The sequence below is a fragment of the Nocardia sp. NPDC059236 genome (assembly GCF_042754085.1).
Lineage (GTDB): Bacteria > Actinomycetota > Actinomycetes > Mycobacteriales > Mycobacteriaceae > Nocardia.
The window spans coordinates 1-18,344 of sequence record NZ_JBHZAF010000047.1; the positions used below are offsets into that span (position 1 = coordinate 1).

Annotated in this window: 18 protein-coding genes; 13 read left to right on the plus strand and 5 right to left on the minus strand. The window is 66.6% G+C overall.

Translation table 11 applies throughout. The features are described from left to right. Nucleotides 1–381 precede the first annotated feature (381 nt). Nucleotides 382–1,593 carry an alpha/beta hydrolase family protein gene (locus tag ACFXIV_RS47190; RefSeq protein WP_379404961.1) on the plus strand — a complete coding sequence of 404 codons (1,212 nt, stop codon included), beginning with the start codon at nt 382–384 and terminating at the stop codon, nt 1,591–1,593. A gap of 206 nt (nt 1,594–1,799) precedes the next feature. On the opposite strand, the gene ACFXIV_RS47195 is transcribed toward ACFXIV_RS47190, so the two are convergent. Continuing rightward, nucleotides 1,800–2,417: a TetR/AcrR family transcriptional regulator gene (locus tag ACFXIV_RS47195; RefSeq protein ID WP_379404963.1), complete on the minus strand. Its 618-nt coding sequence runs from the start codon at nt 2,415–2,417 to the stop codon at nt 1,800–1,802. Between the two features lie 92 nt (nt 2,418–2,509). Here ACFXIV_RS47195 and ACFXIV_RS47200 point away from each other — a divergent pair, with 92 nt between their 5' ends. The 3 genes from ACFXIV_RS47200 (at nt 2,510) to ACFXIV_RS47210 (ending at nt 5,485) form a co-directional block, all read left to right on the plus strand. Further along, nucleotides 2,510–3,292, plus strand: coding sequence for an SDR family NAD(P)-dependent oxidoreductase (locus ACFXIV_RS47200; protein ID WP_379404965.1), 783 nt, complete (start codon nt 2,510–2,512; stop codon nt 3,290–3,292). Nucleotides 3,293–3,359: 67 nt separating this feature from the next. Then, nucleotides 3,360–3,992: a hemerythrin domain-containing protein gene (locus ACFXIV_RS47205; RefSeq protein WP_379404967.1), complete on the plus strand. Its 633-nt coding sequence runs from the start codon at nt 3,360–3,362 to the stop codon at nt 3,990–3,992. A 26-nt stretch (nt 3,993–4,018) separates the two neighbouring features. Beyond that, a complete protein-coding gene (locus tag ACFXIV_RS47210; RefSeq protein ID WP_379404969.1) occupies nt 4,019–5,485 on the plus strand; it encodes an MDR family MFS transporter in 1,467 nt (488 codons plus the stop codon). 64 nt (nt 5,486–5,549) lie between these two features. Here ACFXIV_RS47210 and ACFXIV_RS47215 read toward each other — a convergent pair whose 3' ends face one another. Next, nucleotides 5,550–6,794: a PucR family transcriptional regulator gene (locus ACFXIV_RS47215; RefSeq protein ID WP_379404971.1), complete on the minus strand. Its 1,245-nt coding sequence runs from the start codon at nt 6,792–6,794 to the stop codon at nt 5,550–5,552. A 228-nt stretch (nt 6,795–7,022) separates the two neighbouring features. On the opposite strand from ACFXIV_RS47215, the gene ACFXIV_RS47220 reads away from it, so the two are divergent. The 4 genes from ACFXIV_RS47220 (at nt 7,023) to ACFXIV_RS47235 (ending at nt 10,627) form a co-directional block, all read left to right on the plus strand. Further along, nucleotides 7,023–8,447: a DUF1254 domain-containing protein gene (locus ACFXIV_RS47220; protein WP_379404973.1), complete on the plus strand. Its 1,425-nt coding sequence runs from the start codon at nt 7,023–7,025 to the stop codon at nt 8,445–8,447. Between the two features lie 37 nt (nt 8,448–8,484). Beyond that, nucleotides 8,485–9,075, plus strand: coding sequence for a hypothetical protein (locus ACFXIV_RS47225; RefSeq protein ID WP_379404975.1), 591 nt, complete (start codon nt 8,485–8,487; stop codon nt 9,073–9,075). A gap of 86 nt (nt 9,076–9,161) precedes the next feature. Further along, complete coding sequence (locus ACFXIV_RS47230) at nt 9,162–9,854, plus strand: hypothetical protein (RefSeq protein ID WP_379404977.1); 693 nt, start codon at nt 9,162–9,164, stop codon at nt 9,852–9,854. A 14-nt stretch (nt 9,855–9,868) separates the two neighbouring features. Continuing rightward, complete coding sequence (locus ACFXIV_RS47235; protein ID WP_379404979.1) at nt 9,869–10,627, plus strand: hypothetical protein; 759 nt, start codon at nt 9,869–9,871, stop codon at nt 10,625–10,627. Nucleotides 10,628–10,673: 46 nt separating this feature from the next. On the opposite strand, the gene ACFXIV_RS47240 is transcribed toward ACFXIV_RS47235, so the two are convergent. Further along, nucleotides 10,674–11,162 (minus strand): nuclear transport factor 2 family protein, encoded by a 489-nt coding sequence (locus tag ACFXIV_RS47240; protein ID WP_379404981.1) that lies wholly within the window; start codon nt 11,160–11,162, stop codon nt 10,674–10,676. 56 nt (nt 11,163–11,218) lie between these two features. Between ACFXIV_RS47240 and ACFXIV_RS47245 the strand changes: the two genes are divergently transcribed. After that, nucleotides 11,219–12,295, plus strand: a complete 1,077-nt coding sequence (locus ACFXIV_RS47245; protein ID WP_379404983.1) for a dihydrodipicolinate reductase — start codon at nt 11,219–11,221, stop codon at nt 12,293–12,295. Then, nucleotides 12,292–12,783, plus strand: coding sequence for a carboxymuconolactone decarboxylase family protein (locus ACFXIV_RS47250; RefSeq protein WP_364625892.1), 492 nt, complete (start codon nt 12,292–12,294; stop codon nt 12,781–12,783). The genes ACFXIV_RS47245 and ACFXIV_RS47250 overlap by 4 nt, the downstream gene beginning before the upstream one ends. A gap of 57 nt (nt 12,784–12,840) precedes the next feature. Here the strand turns inward: ACFXIV_RS47250 and ACFXIV_RS47255 are convergent, their stop codons facing one another. Together ACFXIV_RS47255 and ACFXIV_RS47260 are read right to left on the minus strand one after the other, a co-directional pair. After that, the gene (locus ACFXIV_RS47255; protein ID WP_379404984.1) at nt 12,841–13,929 is read right to left on the minus strand and encodes an alkaline phosphatase family protein; all 1,089 of its coding nucleotides are present in this window, start codon (nt 13,927–13,929) and stop codon (nt 12,841–12,843) included. After that, a complete protein-coding gene (locus ACFXIV_RS47260) occupies nt 13,929–15,197 on the minus strand; it encodes an alkaline phosphatase family protein (RefSeq protein ID WP_379404986.1) in 1,269 nt (422 codons plus the stop codon). Before ACFXIV_RS47260 ends, ACFXIV_RS47255 begins: the two co-directional genes overlap by 1 nt. Nucleotides 15,198–15,416: 219 nt before the next feature. Between ACFXIV_RS47260 and ACFXIV_RS47265 the strand changes: the two genes are divergently transcribed. From ACFXIV_RS47265 to ACFXIV_RS47275, 3 genes are all read left to right on the plus strand, one after another. After that, a complete protein-coding gene (locus ACFXIV_RS47265; protein WP_379384158.1) occupies nt 15,417–16,100 on the plus strand; it encodes a PadR family transcriptional regulator in 684 nt (227 codons plus the stop codon). Nucleotides 16,101–16,264: 164 nt separating this feature from the next. Then, nucleotides 16,265–17,287 carry an ABC transporter ATP-binding protein gene (locus tag ACFXIV_RS47270; protein WP_379404988.1) on the plus strand — a complete coding sequence of 341 codons (1,023 nt, stop codon included), beginning with the start codon at nt 16,265–16,267 and terminating at the stop codon, nt 17,285–17,287. Further along, entirely contained in the window at nt 17,284–18,105 is an 822-nt protein-coding gene (locus tag ACFXIV_RS47275) for an ABC transporter permease (protein ID WP_379404989.1), read from the plus strand. The genes ACFXIV_RS47270 and ACFXIV_RS47275 overlap by 4 nt, the downstream gene beginning before the upstream one ends. The last annotated feature ends 239 nt before the right edge of the window (nt 18,106–18,344 follow it).

Consider the following 18,344-nt stretch of genomic DNA (forward strand, 5'->3'; position numbering starts at 1 on the left):
CGATCGTCGCCCACATCCGCAGCGGCGACCGGAACATGCTGGGAGCCGTGGTCTTCCTCGCGTTCTCGATCGCGACATCAGTCGTGCTCGTTCTCGATGTTCGCCCCGCCTGAGCTTGCGGCGACATACCACCCACACCAGGAACGCGCCTGTAATGCCGCTGACCGCGCTGACCAAAGCGGTCAGTGCGGGCCTCGGAAGTTCAACCGGCCGTGCCCAATCCGCGGCCCAAGCCAGTTGGGCCGACCACCTCGAGCCGAGGGTTATCAAAGGTCCTGGTTACGGCGGGTCTTGATCTGGACTCGACGATCAGTGACCCGTCCGTGTTTCTGATCTTGTATGGTGGCCAACCGATGCTCATATCGACTCGGGGGAATTATCTTGGAACACAAGGGTTTACGACGGCGCATCCTGGCCATCGCCGCAGCATCGATGGCGGCCACAGCTGCCGCTGGCGTCGCGGAAGCGAGCCCTGGCGCACCCACGGATCCGGCTATTACGATCACATTGCCCGCTCCGACCGGGCCCGATCCGGTCGGCGTCACCGAATGGCATCTCGTCGATGCCAATCGCGCCGATCCATGGGATCCCGGCCACCGACGCGAACTGATGGTGCAGATCTGGTATCCAGCCGGCGACGCCGATACCTCGCCCCTGGCACCGTGGATGGCGCCGGGCGCCCGAGAAGAGCAGCGCTTCGGCCTGACCCAGGCCGGTGTCGCTTCGGACAGTTGGGCGCTCGTGCCGAGTCATGGCCGCAGCGACGAGCAGGCCCGAGTCGGCGGGCGGTTTCCGATCCTGCTGAACTCGCCAGGATTGGACGACACCGCCGGGCTGAACACCTTTCAAGCCGAGGATCTTGCGAGCCACGGCTACGTCGTGGTCGCCGTCAACCACACTCACGAGGCATTCGCGGTTCAATTCCCCGATGGGCACACCGAACACAGTGCGGTGCCGGTGGATTCGCCGCTGAGCATCCTGTCCGACCAGTTGCTTCCGATCCGAGTCGCCGATATGCGTTTCGTTCTCGATCAGCTCGCCGCCGCGGCCGGACATTCCACCGATGCGGCTGCTGCGCTACCGCAACACCTCGCCGATGAGCTGGACCTGACGAAGGTCGGTATGTTCGGCCATTCTCTCGGAGGGTCGACCACCGCTCAAACCATGCACGACGACGCGCGCGTCGCCGCCGGCGTCAATCTGGACGGCCCCGTACTCGGCTCCGTTGCCACCGACGGTCTCGATCGGCCGCTGCTGATGCTCGCCAGCGACACCTCGCCGTGGTTCGGGCACTCGGGCTGGGAACCGTCTTGGGCAACCAACACCGGACTGAAGCTGCCCCTCCGCATCGCAGGCACCCGCCACATGTCCTTCACCGACGAACAGGTGATCGTGGCAGGAGTGGCCGCGGCGGGCCTTCTCCCCGAAGACGCGAAGAACGCCGCGATCGGCTCGATCGATCCAAGCCGCTCGATCGACCTCCAACGCTCGTCCTTGCTGGCCTACTTCGACGCCGTTTTCGGCCGCACCGATAGCAGCCTCGCGGAAACCCTCAAGCGACTCGCACAGCCCGAAATGCTTCCACATCTGTGACCCATGCTCTTTGCTGACGAATATCCTGTAACGCCGCATACCGCGCTGACCGAACCGGCCGGCGCGGCACCTCGGAAGATGAACGGGCAGGGCGCGTTACGGCCTCGAGACGCCATGATCGCCGGAGAACACAGGCAGTGCGGGACGTTCGACCGTCCCTGTCGATCTCGGGCGGCTGATCTTCAGCCCGAACGGGCCGAACATTCCTATGTGCTTGCTCCCAGCACGGTGGCCGCCATCCCGGTGATGACCGGGATGGCGTCGAACAGGTCGCCGTCGGGTCCGACCATGGTGTCGAACGTCTCGAAGCTGGTGAGGGCCAGCAGGATACGCACCTGCTGATCGGTGTCTCCCTCCGATGGGTTCCCGTCGGCGTCGGCGAAGGGAGCCGCCAATACCGCCAAGCCTTCGCGGCGCCGCTCGTCGCGGGCGCTGATAACCGTGTGGACGTCGGCGTCGAGTGCGGCCAGCGCGCGCAGCCGCCGCATGGCGGGGCGGTCGGCCTGCCAGAAGCGCGCGAAGCAGGCGATGAATTCGGCGAGCGCCGCGAGTGGTTCGGGGTTGGTGAATGCCTTGACCAGTTCGGACAGGCCGCCGGCCACGCCGAGATCGTCGCAGACCGCTTCCAGCAGGCCGGTTTTCGACCCGAACTGGTAGTAGACCGTGGCACGGGCCACGTCCGCACGCTTGGCTACCGCATCCAGCGTGAATCCGGTGTAGCTGTCGGCCTCACCCAGTACAGCCCTGGCGGCGTCGAGAACCTGCCGGCGACTCTGCTCGATCTGCGCGGTGCGCTTCCCCAGGTTGTATTGGCGTGGGCTCATGGCCTTGACAGTACCTTGCGCGCCTGATTTATTCATACGGACAGTCTAACTAAATCTCGCCAGACACCGGCGATGACGAAAAGGACAGTGGCGTGACTACTCCGGACCTTGCAGTGATGGCCGACCACCCAGATCTGGCGGGCAAGACCGCCGTCGTGACCGGCGGCTCCCGCGGAATCGGCGCGGCCACCGCCATCGCATTGGCCCGCAACGGTGTTGCGGTGACCGTGGTGGGCCGCGACCACGCCGCGCTGGACGGCGTCGCGACCGCGATCACTGCCGCAGGCGGCCGGGCCTTGACGGCCGTCGCCGATTGCACCTCGAAATCCGACCTGGACCGGGTACGCGCCCTGGTCCTGGACCAATTCGGTGAAGTCGACATCGTGATCGCCTTCGCCGGCGGCTATGGCCAACCGGTGCCGTCGATCGACGAGACCGCCGAACACTGGCGTCACGTGGTGGATTCCGATCTCACGGCTACCTTCCTGACCATCTCGGCGTTCCTGCCGGACCTGATCGCTCGCCGTGGCGCCGTCGTCACCATGGCGTCATCGTCGGCCCGACAGGCCACCCCGGCTTCGGCCGCCTACGCGGCAGCCAAAGCGGGAGTGGTGTCGATGAGTCGTCATCTGGCCAAAGAGCTTGCACCCCAAGGGGTTCGCGTCAACTGCGTGTCGCCCGCCACGATCGAGCACGAGCGGATGCGGCGCTTCATGTCCGACGAACAACGGCAGCACCTGCTGCGGGGCTTCCCGCTGGGACGGCTGGGTACCCCCGACGACGTCGCCTCCGCGGCGCTGTTCCTCGCCTCCGCCGCGTCAGCGTGGATCACCGGCGTCACGCTCGACATCGCAGGCGGCTCGGTCATGCCGTGAGTGCTTGCCCCTGATCTGAATATGCAGTACGCCCAGGAACTTTCAACGAGAACGGCTGGACATGACCATGAACAACCACAGACCGACCACGACAATCGACTTCTTCGGAATGTATCTGGCACACGACGCCTGCATGCGCGACCTGATACGCCTCACGGCCGCCGTTGCCGAGGGCCGCCTCACCGAGCCCTTCGTGCGGATCGGATGGGAGACGTTCCGACGCCAGCTCGACCGGCATCACAGCACCGAGGATGCCGCCCTGTGGCCGCTGGTGCGCGCCGCGGTCACGGATCCGGCAGACCTGGCAATCCTCGACGATATGGAGGCCGAACACGAGGGCATCGAGGAATTGCTGGCCAGAGTGGAATCCGGAATAGCCACCGCCAGCGGCGGCCTGCGGTTGCGGTCCGACGTGGACGCGCTGGCCGCGGCGCTCGATACGCACTTCACCCACGAGGAACAGCTGGCGCTGCCGCTCATCGACCGCACCGTCGGCGGGGCCGGATGGGCCGCGTTCGGCGCGGAGATGCGCAAACGCAACGGACTTCGCGCCTTGACCGAGTACCTGCCGTGGGCACTCGACGACGCGCCCGCCGACGCACAGGCCAAGATGCTCGATTTCCTGCCCTCCCCGATTCGCGCCCTCCACCACTACGTGCTGAAACCCCGCTACGCCCGTGCACGGCAAGGCTGGCAGTAACCGGGCGATGGTGGGGAACAAGGCAAATGACACAGGCTCCAACAACATCAACCGAGTTCGACCCGGCCCTGCGCAAGCTCGTGATCGTGGTGGTCCTGGGAGCGATCATGACGATCCTCGACACCACGATCACCAGCGTGGCCGTGAACACCCTTGGCGCTCAGTTCCATACGTCGCTCGCGGCGATCCAATGGGTGCTGACCGGATACACCCTGGCGCTGTCGGGCAGCATCCCGCTGTCGGGATGGGTGATCGTCCGGTTCGGCCCGAAGACGATGTGGATCGTCTCGCTGCTGCTGTTCATCACCGGATCGGTGCTGTGCGGAATGGCCTGGAACATCACCGCGCTCATCATGTTCCGGCTGCTGCAAGGCTTCGGCGCCGGCATGATCCTGCCGATCGGGCAGACGATGCTCGCCCGTGCCGCCGGACCCGCCCGGATGGGGCGCGTCATGAGCGCGGTCGCGGTGCCCGCGATGCTCGCCCCGGTGCTCGGCCCGACGGTCGGCGGTCTGATCCTCGGCCATCTGTCGTGGCGGTGGATGTTCTACATCAACGTTCCCCTGTGTGCGATCGCGGTCATCGCCGCGATCCGGCTGCTGCCGACCGACCAGGTCCGCGACCGCGACGCCAGGCTCGACCTCCTCGGATTGACGCTGCTGTCACCCGGTTTGGGCGCGCTGGTGTACGGCACCTCGCAGGCGGGCAGCGGAACGAGCCTGACCGATATCCGTGTCGTGGCCGGTGTGCTGACCGGAGTCGTTCTGATCGGCTGCTATGTCCTGCATGCGCTCCGCAGAGGCGACGCGGGGCTGGTCGACGTCCGGTTACTGCGGGATCGGAACTTCGCCGCGGTCAACGCGATGGTATTCGTCTACATCGGCGCCCTGTCCGGCCTGACCGCGTTACTGCCGCTGTATTTCCAGACCGTCGACGACAACAGCCCACTGCGCTCGGGAGCGATGGTCGCACCCCTCGGACTGGGTGCGATCGTGACCACGCTGATCACCGGCAAGCTCACCGACAAACACTCCCCGCGTCTGCTGATCCTCGCCGGACTGCCCGTGGTCCTATCCGGCATCTTCGGCCTGACCCACCTCGCGCCCGGCACCAGCGACATCCTGGTCGTGGCAGCAGTGTTCGTGATCGGCCTCGGGCACGGCATGATCATGCCCGCCGCGATGGGTGCCGGCTACCAGACCTTACGACACTCCCAAATCCCCTCGGCCACAACCGCTACCAATGTCGGCATTCGCGCGGGCAGTTCGTTCGGTGTCGCGGCGCTGCTGGTGCTGATTCAACGTAACATCGAACATCGGGCCCCCGATGTCGACGCGTTCACCAGAACGGTCCGAACCGATGAAGTCACCCGGGAATTGACCCACGCATTCACCCAAACATACTGGTGGACACTCGCTATCGGTGCCGTCGCGGTCGTCCCCGCGCTGATATTGCCGCGGCGACGCCGTCTCGTCATTGCCGATCACCGATAATCGTCGTCAGGATTCACCAGCCTAGCCAGGAACGCAAAGTAAGCGACGGCGCCCGTCTATTACGTCATCGGATGCCGGTTCGGGGGATTTCGTCGTCGACGATCCCGATGGCATGTGCGAGGTGGAGTGCGAGCTCGAGGGCCAAACGGCGCTCGCCAACCGGTCTGCCGATGGCGAGTTCCGCTTGTTCGAGGCGGTATCGGACAGTGTTGTGGTGGATGCCGAGATTCGCGGCAGTCGCACGGAAGTTGCTGTTTGCGGCGTAGAACGCCATCAGGGTTTCGCGGATGCGCCGCGTCGTGCGGTCGTTGCTCGCCAATGTGCCGAGTTCGGAGCTGACGAACTCGTGGCATCGCTCCGGGACGATCGAGCACATGGCTGCGATGTCGACGTCGCGGTAGTACGTGACCGTGGCGGTGGAAGGGGTGGTCATCTCCGACACGCGCAGTGCGTCGAGGGCTTCTCTGTGGCTGTGGCGGAACCCGTTGAGACCGTTGGCCGGATTGCCGATGGCGACCAGGACCGGCACCGAGGGCGACGGGATGCGCAGGTGATCATCCGCAGGGCTCGGCAGCCAGCACCACATGGTGCGGATGTCGACACGGACGGTCAGCCCTGGTGTCCGGGTCGCCCGGCCCAGTTCCCGGACTGCCACGTCGAGCGACGCACCCGCGTCCGCATCGTTGGTCAAGGCGCGCAACACGATTGCCGTGTGCCGTCCCGAGAGCCGGTATCCCAGTCGGTATGTCGCATTGTCCACGTCGGTGTCCGAGCCGGAGAGCACGCGGCGCACATCTTCGAGATGGGAGAGTGAGCGTTCACGCGCGAGCCGCTCGTCTTCGTTGCGGTACTCCTCGGATATCCGTTCGGTCATCAGATCGAGGCACGACAGGATGTACGAGGTGCCCGCTTTGGCGACCTCCACGGATCGGCGATCATTGGGCCCGTAGGCATAGACCGCGTCCGACCACTGTTCGGTCAACAGGTTCGCACCGATGCGGTAGCCGCGGATCACCGCGGTCAACGGCAGCCCACGCTGCACCAGCATGCGAGTGCGTTCGATGACCTCCCCCGAGGGCATGAACATCTCCACCGGCACGCCCCGGGCCAGATAGTCGAACGCGACCAGGGTGTTCGCCCGGCATGTCGAGAGCACGATGTCCTCGACGCCCGCCCGGCGAATTTCACCGACACGGTCCGCAATGAGTTGTGCGGCGTCTTCGGCGAGTGCGGGGCACCGGGGGAGCATTTCGCCGGCGACGGCTTGGACCGTCGCCTGGATCTCGTCGCCGCCCGGGACTGTATGCATGGCCAGATGGTGCCAAGAACTATCCAAATGGTCAATTATTCGAATCTACATTGACCATTTGACAGTGGTTGCCGTCACATCATGGTTGGTAGTTTCTTCAGCGAAGCGGAAAAAGGCCAGCTCACGCTCATATTCCCGGTGAATTACGGATGCGTCGAGCGGCGGATGCAGTTGTGCGATCCGTACAAGGGCCGTCCGCTCTTGTTCATGTCTATCCCAGGAGGATCCTTGAGTTCCAGATCCCGTCGAGGCAAGGTCGCGGCGGCACTTGCCGCAGCACTGATGATCGCGGTCGCGCTGACGGCGTGTTCGAAGAGTTCATCGCCGTCGCCGAGCCAAGCCGCGAAGGAGGACGCGGCGGTCAACGCCTACGTCTACACCTATCCGCTGGTGACGATGGAGGTCACGCGGCGGCAGCTGACAAACCTGCCACGCCCGAACGGGCGCACCGCGGCACCGATGAACCAGTTCGCCAATATGGCGTTTCTGCCCGATGCGTCATTCACCGCCGTGGTGCGCCCGAATGTCGACACCCTGTACTCGTCGATGTTCTACGACGTGTCGAAGGAGCCGCTGGTGGTCAGCGTTCCGGATATGGGTGATCGCTACCACCTGTTTCCGATCCTGGACATGTGGACCAATGTGCAGGCGTCGCCGGGCACCCGCACTCTCGGCGCGGGCCATGGATATCAGTTCGCGATCACCGGCCCGAGCTGGCACGGCACCCTCCCGGCAGGGGTGCACGAGTACAAGATGCCGACCGACGGCGGCTGGGTGATCGGCCGGATTCAGGTCAACGGACCCGACGACGTTCCCGCGGTCGCCGCGATCCAACGGCAGCTGACGGCCGTGCCTCTGAGTGCCTACGGCACTGCCTACACGCCACCGGACAACACCGACCTGCACCCGGACTGGCCCACCGGTCAGGAGGTCGCCGCCTACATTCATCACCTCACCCCGCAGCAGTACTGGGACCTGTACTACTCGAGCCTGTCGCACAATCAGCCGCGACCGGAGGACAAGGGCCTGCTCGACCGGTTGGCCGAAGCCGGGTGGACGCCGGACAAGAAGCTGGACCTGAGCCAACTGCCGGAGCCCGACCGCGGAGCGTGGCAGGACGCGTGGCCCAAGGCGCTGTCGAAGATCGAGATCGATCTCGTTGGTAAACCGGTCAACGGCTGGAACGTCGCACGCACGGGGATGGGCACCTACGGGACCGATTACGAGCGGCGCTCCAATATCGCGCATGGCGGGCTCGGCGCGAACCTGCCCGAGGATGCGATCTACCCGAACACCCGCACCGATGCGACTGCCGCGCAGCTGAATTCCGACCGGAACTACGTTCTGCATTTCGCCCCCGATCAGATTCCGCCGGTGCACGCGTTCTGGTCGCTGACCATGTACAACGACAAGGGTTTCTTCATCGCCAACCCCATCAATCGATATGCGGTACGTGGCGAGCAGCTGCACAAGAACCCCGACGGCTCGCTGGACATCTACATCCAGCGCGAAAATCCCGGCGCGGCAAGGGAATCCAACTGGCTGCCGGCTCCGGCGTCGGGTGACTTCAACCTGGTACTGCGCTTGTACTGGCCCGATCCGACGATCGTCGGCGGCACCTGGAACCCACCCGGAATCACGGCCACACACTGACGATCCGCCCGCGTTGACAGAAAGAGAAGGAACCATCGTGAACCGATTCGACATCACCATGACCAACATCGCCGTGCGGCGCTTGATCGAGACCACGGACAACCCGCGGCACCGATACCTGCTGCAGGCCTACGACCGGCATCGCAATCTGGAGATGGCCGGACGATGGAAGGAGATCTTCGCCCCGGATATGACTGTCGAGCATCCCGTTTACCACTTCAACGTATTCGGAATGAGCACCGTCCTCGAGGGCGCCGAGGCGGTGCAGTCCGTTTACAGCGAGTGGAGCGGCACCGGCCAGTGCATCTTCTATGCCGAGGACGAGAAGCTTGCGGTCGGCGACAACATGATCTGCTCGACCGCGGCGATCTACCAGCAGACACCCGGTGCGATCCTCGCTGCGGGCGGAGCCGACGTCGACCCGGACGCGACCTATCTCGTCAAGAACGTCGAGCACATGATCTGGCCCTACGACGACCAGGGTCGGCTGGTCGGCGAGGACGTGTGGGAGATCGACGAGTCCCAGCGCGAGATCATCCTGCTGGATCCCGCGGAGGTCCTCACCGTCGAGCGTTCGGGGGAACTGCTCGCTCCGCTCATCGAGCCGCTGCCGCCCCGCCCCTTCTGATCCGACGGACTTCCGGCTCACCGAACCCGGTGGGCGCCCGGAAGCCGAGCACATGTGACAACTTGCCTTGCGATGAGGAACTCGCCATGAAATTTCACACCCTGGCGCTGACAGCGTTTTCCGCTGTCGCGAGCGTCGCCGTCTGCGCCGCGACCGCAGCGGCAGCGCCGGACCCGACCGCTCCGGCCATCTCCTATCGCGCTGCCGCAGTGGGAGATTCGGTGGTCGTGACGCTGCAGGACGGCACTTTCGGGCTCGCTGCCGACCAACGGTCGGTGACTGTGCGCGATGGGCTCGGACAGGCGCTCGACACCCTGCCGTTGGCCGCAGAGGTCGACGGCCGACAGCTGCCGATCCGGCCGGAGATCTCGGCCGACGCGCACACCCTGACCCTGGTTCCGGATGTCACCGGGCTGGTCCGGGCATCGGTGCGGCCGGTGGCCTCGCCGGTGGAGAACCAGTTGGCGATGAACGATCTCATCAACGCGGTCAGCATCAGCACCTCGGTCGGCAGTCTGATCGGCACCGCCGTCGGGGCAGTGGCCGGCGTCGGAATCGGGCTCGCGGTCGCGGGTGCGTCGTGCCTGGTGCTCAGCCTCGGCTGCGTCGTGGCGGTGCTGCCCATCGTCACATTGGCCGGTGCGGCCGGGGGACTGACCGGGTTGGTGCTCGCGAGCGGGCCCAGTGCCGCCGTCGCCGCCTACAACTACGTCACCACTCTCAACGCGGCACCGGGCACCAGCCAGTACGGCCAGTACGCGACCGGCGCGAATCACTGAGGGTGAAGAACCAGATGCGAATCAGCACAACAGCATTCGCCACCGCCGTCGCATCGCTCGCGGTGGTCACCGTGAGCGTGGCGGCGGTTCCGGCGGCCGCGGGAACCGGCCCGGATCCGCAGTGGCGGGCGAGCGTCACCCCCGAATCCGTGATCTCGACCATCGAGGTCGGCGGCTTCGTACTGTCGTCGGATCAGCGGTCGGTGACGGTCCAGGACGGCACCGGCCGGCAGTTGGCCGATCTGCCACTGACATTCGAGCTCGACGGTCGCGAATACGCCCTCGGCCAACAGATCTCGGCGGACGGACACCGGCTGACACTCACCCCCGATCCGGCGGTCCGGGCCGCGGCGCAGCCGGTGGCCTCCCCGTTGGAGAACCAACTCGCGCTCGGCGAGCTGGCCGGGAAGATGCCGACGGCCACGCTGGCCGGAACTGTCGGCGGCACTGTTATCGGGCTGCTGGTCGGGGCGGTGATCGGCTTCGGTTCCTGCCTGGTGGTCGGCCCTGTCTGCCTGGCCACCGCGCCCGCCGCACTCGCGGCCTTCGCCGGTGCGGGCGGCCTGGCCGGGACCCTGCTGGCCGGTGGCGGCACGCTCGCGGGCGGCCTGTGGAAGTACCTCAGCACCCTGCAGGCCGCGCCGGGTGAGAGCGCCTACGCCGAGCAGGGCGGCCTGCTCGACCCGAACGGCACCGGCGTTCCGGACGCGAATCTCCGGCTGCCGAAGATCGCCCTGCCGAGCGGCTCCTCCAGCCTGTCTGCCGGACACTGATCGCCTCCGGCAGACGATGCCGCGCCCTGGCCCGGCGCTGACTGGGTCAGCCCTGCTGGGGCTCGGCGGCCGGGGCCCAGCGGTTGGCGGTGAGGGCGTAGCCGGGCAGCGCGTCGGTGGACATCTTGGATTCGTAGATGCGCTGGTAGCCGGTGCTCGCGATGCGCCAGACGCCGTCCTCGCGGCGGTAGGTGTCGTGGTAGTAGGCCGCGCCGCGGATCAGCAGGCCGTAGTCGGCGGCGATCACGGTGTCCTCCAGACACCAACTGCCGGAAGCGGTATCGCCGTCGACCGTGATTTCCGGGTGGTTGGCGACGTGCACGGTGATGATGTTCCCGCTGAGCGCGCCGCGCATGAAGTCCACGATCTGGTCGCGGCTGGTGAACTGGTCCGGCAGTCCGCCCGACGGCGATCCGTAGGACCCGACGATGTCCGCGCAGAGCGTGTCCCCGAACTCGTCCCACTGCTTCAGATCCAGCGTGCGCAGGTAGCGATACTTGAGTGCGCGAATCGATTCGAGAGCTGCAAAATCCATACCGCAATGTAGCCGAATCGGACATCTACCTAGCAAGCATTTGCTACGTTTCGGAGATGATTTCCACCCTGGTCTGGGGTACGGGCAATGTCGGCCGTGCCGCCATCCGGGCCGTCGCGGCGCATCCGGGTCTGGAGCTGACCGGCGTCCTGGTCCACAACCCGGCCAAGGTCGGCCGCGACGCCGGTGACCTGGCCGGGCTGGACACCGCGGTGGGGATCGCGGCGACCGCCGATGTCGACGCCGCGCTCGCAGCCGGACCCCGCGCCATCGTCTACGCCGCGTCCGGCGACATCCGCCCCGACGACGCCCTCGCCGACATCGAACGCGCCCTGCGCACCGGGGCCGTGGTGGTCACGCCCGCGCTCTACGCGCTCTACGACCACCGCAGTGCCCCGATCGAACTGCAGGACCGGGTATCGGCGGCCATCGCGGTGGGCGGTGGCGCCCTGTTCGTCTCCGGCATCGACCCCGGCTGGGGCAACGATGTCCTGCCGCTGCTCATGAGCGGCCTCGGCAGCAGCGTGGATGTGCTGCGCTGCCAGGAGATCTTCGACTACTCCACCTACGACCAGCCCGACTCGGTGCGCTACCTGGTCGGCATGGGCCAGCCCCTGGATTATCAGCCGCCCATGCTCGCGCCCACCATCCCGACCATGGTGTGGGGCGGGCAGATTCGGATGATCGCGCGCGGACTGGGCGTGGCGCTCACCGACATTCGCGAGGTGGTGGAGCGGCGAGCGCTGGACGAGACCGTCGAAACCGAGCGCATGGGCAAATTCGAGGCGGGCACCCAGGGCGCGGTGCGCTTCGAGGTGCAGGGCATCGTCGACGGCAGCCCGCGCATCGTCATCGAGCACATCACCCGCATCCACGCCAGCTGTGCCCCCGACTGGCCGCACCCGCCCAGCGGTGCGGGCGCGCACCGCGTGCTCATCGAGGGCCGCCCGCGCATCGAGATCACCGTGCAGGCCACCGACGAGGACGGCAATCACTCCGCGGGCGGAAACGCCACCGCCGTGGGCAGATTGGTGAACGCCATCCCGTGGCTGGCCGACGCCGAGCCCGGCCTCTACGACGCCCTCGACGTCCCGCTGCCGTTCGGCACTCTCGGAAGGAACCCATCGGCATGATCATCGACATTCCCGAGGGCAAGGACCCCATCGGCTACGTGTGGGGTGAAATGGTGCCCGGCATCGGCGTCGCGGCCTCCAACTTCTCACTCGCCGTCTACTCGCACAGCACCCTGGGACTGCGCGAATTCGAGGCCGCGCGGTTGCGCATCGCCCAGATCAACGGCTGCCTGTTCTGCCTGGACTGGCGTACCGATCGCAATGGCGAGAAGGTCGAGGAGTCCTTCGCGGACGACGTGACCGAGTGGCGCACCACCGAATCCTTCGACGACCGAACCCGGATGGCCGCCGAGTACGCCGAGCGCTACGCCCTCGACCACCACAACCTCGACGACGAGTTCTTCGAGCGGATGAAGACGCTCTACTCCGACGCCGAGATCGTCGAACTGTCCATGTGCCTCGGCTCCTGGCTGGCCTTCGGCCGCCTCAACCACGTGCTCGGCCTCGACGCCGTCTGCGTCCTGCCCGGTCACACCGCCCAGCAGTAGCGCAACGGCCGGGGTGCTGCCCGCCCCTGCTCGGCAGCACCCCGGCCGGCGGCCGCGTCAGTTCCTCCGGTTGAACACGTCGGTTCCGAAGCGCGGCAGACCCGGTGCGGCGGCATAGCCCAGATACGGCAGGCCGAATCGATCCTCGATGCTCGCCAGCAGCGAATAGTGGTTGTACGGCGTGTCACTGAAGGTGCCCGGCGTCACCGACTTGGGCGAGATGACCAGGGCGCCCACCCGGCCGCCGCCCAGGCCGGCGATACCCGGCAGGGCACTGTTCGGGCCGGGACCCTCGCCACAGCACGCCGAGGAATCCTGTTGCGGCCCATCGGATTCGTCGAAGGTGATGATCAGGATCCCGTTCTGCTGGAAGGCCGGGGCCGAGGTGATCACCGGAACCCACTCCCGCAGCCAGAGATCCGCCGACGCCAGTCCACCCGGAGCGCCCGTGACGCAGGGGGAGTCGTGCCCGTCGTCGCACAGGTCCGGGGTGATGTAGGCGAAGTTCGGCGTCGTATCCGGCTGCGCCAGATCGCTCTTCAGCGCACCGAGATCGACCACCTGCTGCTGGCAGGCGGGCGAGTCGATGATCTCGTGGAAGTACACGAACGGGTTGTGCCGGGCCGCGTACTGGCTCGCGACGGTCGCCTTCTGGGTGGTGTCCTGGCTGTTCAGGGCCGGATGGCGGCAGGGCGCGCCCATATCCTCCAGGTAGCCCTTCCAGCTGCGGCCCGCCCCGGTCAGCTGCCCGGCGAGCGTCGGCACCGACGCGGGGTACACGCAGCCCTGACCGACCGCCTGGCCGGGCGGAACCGTTCCGGCGCCCGCGAAGTCGCTGTAGATCTGGCAGTCGGCCTGCGTCTCGGCATTCGGTCCCTGACCGGACAGCTGGGCGATGTAGTTGTCCAGACTGTTGTGCCCGATGCCGTAGTACTGGCTCAGCAGCACCCCCTCCGACCGTAGGGTCTGGCTCAGATACGGTGCGGCCGACGCCGGTCCCCAGGTCTCGTCGTACCCCTTGTTCTCCAGCTGGATCACGAAGATGTGCGGCGCGCCGGGATCCGCGGTCGCATGCGGGCCGTAGCCGACAGCCAGCGCGGCGATCGTGAACACCAGCACCACGATGAGTTGGCCGAGCCGGCGCATCACAGACTCCATCCCGTCGATGCGGCCACGGCGCGCAGGGTATTCCACTGCTCGAAGTCGGCCACCACGGCCGGGGCGCACACCCCCGGCGGTGCGGGCGGCACATTCCATTGCGGCGCAGCGAGATTCGGGGCGCTGCCGAAGTCGAGCACCTCGGCGATATTGCGGGCGGCGGCGTCGCGCGGGGTGAGGGACGGCAGCCCCCATCGCCATTCGATCGCCTTGAGCACCGAGGTGTGGTCGTAGACGTCGTGGGCCACGTGCCCGCGCCGCGCCAGTGGGGAGACCACCAGGCACGGCACCCGGAACCCGCGCAGCCCCCAGTCCGGGTTGGCATCCGGCGCGACCTGCGGCGGCACGTGGTCGAAGAAGCCGCCCCACTCGTCGTAGTTGATGATCAGCAGGGTGCGCGACCAGGCCGGGCCGTTGGTGACGGCCTGATAGACCTGGTTCAGGAACGACTGTCCGGCACGGATATCGGCGTGCGGATGATCGTCGGCCGAGGTGCCGGTGTCCTCGTCGAGGAACTTGGGATCGACGAAGGAGACCGCGGGCAGCGTCCCGGCCGCGCAATCGGACAGGAAGGTCGCGAACGGGCGGGAGATGGACAGGTACTTGCTGCCCCACAGCGCCAGGAACGGTGTGTCGTAGAAGTAGTAGCGGCCTTGAATACCGGCCGCCGCCAGGCGATCCCAGATGGTCGGCAGCGTCGAGATGGTCGTCGAATTGTGAATGCGGTCCGTTTGCGCGGCATGCTGATAGAAGCGATTCGGATAGGTTTCGGCCATGATCGCCGAGAAGTAGTTGTCGCACACCGTCCACGCCGGCGCGGCATTTCCGTAGAAACCGAGATCGCCCTGCTCGTAATAGCCGATCGAGAATTCGTCGTTGGTTCCGGCGCGCAGCCAGCCGTCGCACTTTCCGTCGTTGTACTCGACGCGGCCGCCCTCGAAGGAGTGGTCGGGATCGTTGTACTGGCAGCCCTGCGTGGTCGCCAGGTGGAAGGTGTTGTGTGCCAACCCATTACGGTCGGTGAAAGTCAACCCGGCCTGCCTGCCGTTCGCTCCGGGCAGCCAGCCCAGGTAGTGGTCGAAAGAGCGGTTCTCCATCATCACCACGATGATGTGGTCGATACCGGAATCCGCGGGCGCGGGCTGTGGGGCGGCGGAGGCACGTGGGGATCCGAGGGCCGCGCCGACCGCGAGGGCTCCCGCTCCGGCGAGGACCGTTCGGCGGCTGGTGGTGGTACTTCGAAGAAATTCTGTCACGGGTTATGCATCGCGCCGGGGATTACCGGCGAGTAACCAGTGTGGCGAAATTGAATGAGAAATAGATGAACGCGTCAACTATTGGACGTGCGACCAATATAGCGCCGCATGTCCACCATCTCCTGCTCGCCCCGCATTCCGCCCCTTGCCGGGCCGTTTGCAGGGGAGTACTCTGGCTAGAGTAAGTAAATACTCTGATCAGAGTAACTGGGGGTGAGTATGGCTGGGAAGCGGGCGTTCCGCCGGGTCAATCCGCTGGCGCTGGCCGTACTCGTGCAGCTCTGGGAGCGGCCGATGCACCCGTATCAGATCTCGCAGACCCTCAAGCAGCGCGGCAAGGACGGCAGCGTGCGGATCAATTACGGCGCGCTGTACCCGGTGGTCGAATCACTGCTGAACCAGGGTTTCATCGAGGTCGTCGGCGCTGAGCAGGACGGCAACCGGCCCGCGCGGACCGTGTACCGCATCACCCCCGACGGTGTCGTCGAGATGCGGGACTGGTTGCGCGCCTGGATATCCGAACCCGAGAAGGAATACCCGCGGTTCATGGCCGCGCTGTCGTTCCTGCCCGCGCTCGGACCCGACGAGGCCGCCGCCCTGCTGCGGCGGCGAGTCACGGTGCTGGACAAGCAGATTGCCGAGATCCGCGCCGCCACCGACGCCGTTGTCTCCTGGCTGCCCGAGGTGCTGCTCATCGAGGGCAACTACGAGATGCACATGCTCACCGCCGACCGCGACTTCACCGCTGCCCTGGCCGCCCGCATCGAATCCGATGACCTGGGCGGCATCGAGGGCTGGCGCACCATGGCCGACCTGGTCGCCCGATACCCCGCCGGCCGGGTGCCCCCGGACATCGGCGACAAGCTGCTCGAGGAATGGGGGTTGCCGACACCGCCGACGTGAGCCGGGCAATCGGCCCGGTAACAACGACGGCCCGGGTGCGCCAACACCCGAGCCGTCGCCGAATCCGAACGACCGACGGCGAACCGCCGGATGCTCGAACCGCATTCCCAGCATATCCACCGGTCCCGTGGTCGTTCGCCACACCTGACGAGGAACGAACAACCATGTCCGTCACACCCATGCCCTCGGCCGCGGTCGAGGTGCACGACCTGGTCAAAACCTATCCCGGCGGCCGCCGCAAGCCCGATGTGCGGGCCCTCGACGGCCTGAGCTTCAGCATTGCCGCCGGCACCGTCTACGGCATGCTCGGCCCCAACGGGGCGGGCAAGTCCACCACCACCAAGATCTGCACCACGCTGTCGCGCGCCGATTCCGGGACCGCGCGGGTGGCCGGATTCGATGTCACCACCGACGCGGCCGCCATCCGGCATCGCATCGGCTACGTCTCACAGGGCTCGGGCGCCGACCCGCGGCAGACGCCCTTCGAGAATCTGGTCATGGCCGCGCGTCTGCACGGCCTGACCCGCCACGACGCGATGACCCGGGCCGACGGGCTGCTCGATCAGTTCCAGCTCACCGAGGCGCGAAACCGCAAGGTGTCCAAGCTCTCCGGCGGCATGCGGCGCAAACTGGACGTCGCCGTCGGACTGGTGCACACGCCGTCGGTGCTGTTCCTGGACGAGCCGACCACCGGTCTGGACCCGCAGGCCCGGGCCGAGATGTGGTCGGAGATCCGGCGATTGTCCACCGAGGCGGCCCTCACCGTGGTGCTCACCACCCACTATCTGGAGGAGGCCGACGAGCTGGCCGATCGCCTGGTCATCATCGATCACGGGCGCGCGGTCATCGAAGGCACACCGGCGCAACTGAAGTCGACCCTCGACGGGGACACCCTCACCGTCGAACTCATCGCACCGGATGTGGCCGCCGTGCGCGCGGTCGGGGAATCCATTCCGGCACTGCGGGATATCGTCGTCGAGCAGGACGGGCCCAACGGCAGGCTCATCGCCCGCACCGACGACCCCTCCGGCATCGTCGGCCGGGTCATCTCCGAATTCGACGCCGCCGCCATCGGTTTCGGTGCGGTCTCCATCTCCCGGCCCTCCCTCGACGATGTGTACCTGCACTACGCGGGCCGCTCCTACCGGGCCGACAACAACCGCGACCGGGCGGAGGTGGCGGCATGACCACGCTCACCTACGACCTGCCTGTCACTCACGAAAACCCCACGGCCGCTTGGCCGGTGGCGGCCGGGCAGATCTTCCGGCGCTGGATGGTGAACACCCTGCGGGAATCCTGGGGTGTGTTCGCGGCGCTGCTGCAGCCCATCGTGTGGATCCTGCTGTTCGGGCAGGTTTTCAAATCCGTCGGCGACATCCCGGGATTCGGGGCGGCGAACTACATCACCTTCCTGGCGCCCGGCGTGCTCATGATGACCGTGCTCTACTCGGGCGTCTGGGCGGGTACCGGATACATCGAGGACATCGACAACGGCGTGATGAATCAGCTGCTGACCGCACCGATTTCGCGCAGCGCGGTGGTGGCGGGTCAGCTCGGCGTGCAGCTCACCATCGGCCTGGTCCAGTCCGCGCTGGTCCTGCTCATCGGATTCGCCGGCGGCGCACGCTATCCCGGCGGCGTGACCGGCATCGCGCTGGCGCTGATCGCGGCCACCCTGCTGGCGGCCGTCTTCTGCGCGGGCTCGGTGGCCCTGGCCCTGATCTCCCGCAGCCAGATCGCCCTGATCGGCATGTCCCAGCTCATCATCCTGCCCCTGACCTTCCTGTCCTCGGGCATGATGGCCACCTCCCTCATGCCGGGCTGGGTTCAGGGCATCTCCAAGTTCAACCCGGTCACCTGGGCAGTCGACATCGGCCGCACCGGCCTGGCGGGCACTGCCGACGCGGGCTTCGTGGCCGCCCACCTCGGCTACCTGACCGCCCTGGCAGCGCTCGCCTTCCTCTGGGCGCTGTCGGCCTTCCGCACCTACCAGCGGACGCAGTAACAGGCCGAACACGCGAAAAGTCCGGCCTGCATGGCGATCTCGCCCGCAGGCCGGACGTCGTGCCTCTCAGGAGATTCAGGGACGAAGCCTCTGAGAGCTACGAGAGTCGTGCCTCTCTGGGGGTTCGGGGGCGAAGCCTGTGACAGCTACGAGAGTCGTGCCTCTCTGGGGGTTCGGGGGCGAAGCCTGTGACAGCTACGAGAGTCGTGCCTCTCTGGGGGTTCGGGGGCGAAGCCTGT